The following is a 1818-nucleotide window of genomic DNA, read 5'->3' as shown; positions in this document are numbered from 1 at the left end:
AAGTCCAGCGGTATGATGTCAAGTCCCTCATTCGTTAGAAATGGAAATTTTCTTGGCAGTTAAGCCACGCAGCCGAGGAAAAAGGGCACATCAAACTAAACCCAGCTAAAAATCAAAGGAATTACCACATTTTTACTGGGAATTCGCAATGGACTCTGGCAAAGGAGGCGTCAATCCTTCGTAGTCGTTACCTTCTTTCGAGGCGTATAGAGTTGGCCATTGCGTAGCAGCACATCGACCAGACGCACAAGTTTTCTTGCCGTTAAGACGAGGGCACGTTTGTGTTGGTGCTTAGGTACTTCCTTGTATTTCTTCCGGTAGTACTCGCCGAATTCTTCATCGCGGTTTTTCACCGAGTTGGCAGCTTCAACCAGGTAATAGCGAAGGAATCGGTTGCCGGATTTAATACGTTTTGTATCTTCGGCCTCAAAGGGGCCGGATTGATGCCTACGCCACGTGAGACCGGCATACTTGGCTACGGCGGCTTGGTCGCTGAATCGGTCAATGTCGCCAATCTCCGCGAGAATGCCGGCGGCATATACGCGGTCAATGCCGGGAACGGAGCGCAGGCACTTGGAGCTCGGAATGCCTTCTAGAATCCGCTCGATGGCCCTGTCCAAATCCTTCAGCTGAGCTTGAATGCTCCGGATGGATTGGATAGAGGTGCCGAGCACCAGATCGATTGAATCTTCAACGACCTTGGAGAGCCGGTAAGAGGCTCTGGCGGCTTTCTGAATGCAACGCGCGACATGCTCGGGGTCGGGGAAGCGATTGCGTCCCTTGTCCCTCAGGTAGTCGGCTAAATCGGCGACATCCATAGTGGCGATATCGTCGAGGCTATATTTCTCCGAGAGCATCTCCATAAGGGCATGACCGAACACGGAGCTCTCGACTTCGGTTGTAAAGGCGTTACATTTGTAAAACAGGTTCTGCAAGAAGTATTGCTTCTCGCGCGTCAGGTTGTGAATCAAGTGGAACCGCATGCGTGTCAGGCGCTGGAGAGCGACATACTGCTCCTGCATGACGATGGTGGTCGTCAGCCTGCCGAAGCGAAGGCGATCCGCGATGACCCAGGCGTCGAGACGGTCGGTCTTGTCCAGATCCGGATAGGCTTCTCTGAACTTGCTGACAAGCTTCGGGTTAAGGGTAAAGACTTTCGTCTTTCGTTCTTTGAGCGCCGGATCTTCATGCATGTACATGGCGGGATGCCAGCTATAAACCGAAGTCGCTTCAAGACCAATGTGAATCTCGGAAGACGAATGCTTGTCCGCCATAGCGACGATGCGATTTCGCAGATGAGAAGCACCGTCGAGATTATTTTTCACGGTGAGCGTCTCCAGCTTGTCTCCGTCCGGATTCATAAAACACGCTTCCAGTTCTTGCGAACTGACGTCAATACCGACAAATAACTTCAAGTGGAATTCCTCCTTTCATTGAGGGATTCAGGGAATGGACGCTCCGGGATGCCTCCGGCGCACGCGTAGATCAATCACCCTCGCCTATAAGAACACGCTTCGGTCCATGAGCTGCCCCGAATCTGCTAAGGTCGGGCATGGGGTGCCGAAGGGAACGGCCAGCGGGTCAGAAGCTCAAACGCGTACCGGAGAAACAGACTTTAGATGTAGACGCGCTACAGGAGACATACGAATTGCCCCGAATGGACCCTATGTTCCATTGTCCAGAGGCATGCCGGAAAGTCCAGTCCCTAATTCAATTTTCAATGAGCGATTCACTGGAAATTTTGACGGAGGCCTCCAGCCCCCTCGAGGACTGGAAACTGACTTAAAAGAGCTTTCAAAAGATACTATACGAGGAGAC

General features: G+C 52.0%; 1 protein-coding gene. It reads right to left on the bottom strand.

Going from position 1 to position 1818, the window contains the following annotated elements; genetic code table 11:
- Positions 1-170: 170 nt before the first annotated feature.
- Positions 171-1415, bottom strand: coding sequence for an IS110 family RNA-guided transposase (locus tag ACFO1S_RS23710; protein WP_204606409.1), 1245 nt, complete (start codon positions 1413-1415; stop codon positions 171-173).
- Between the last annotated feature and the right edge of the window lie 403 nt (positions 1416-1818).

It is taken from the genome of Cohnella boryungensis (assembly GCF_042651945.1).
GTDB classification, from domain to species: Bacteria; Bacillota; Bacilli; order Paenibacillales; family Paenibacillaceae; genus Cohnella; species Cohnella boryungensis.
Note: the sequence above shows the minus strand (reverse complement) of the source record. Positions and strands in the feature narration are given on the sequence as shown.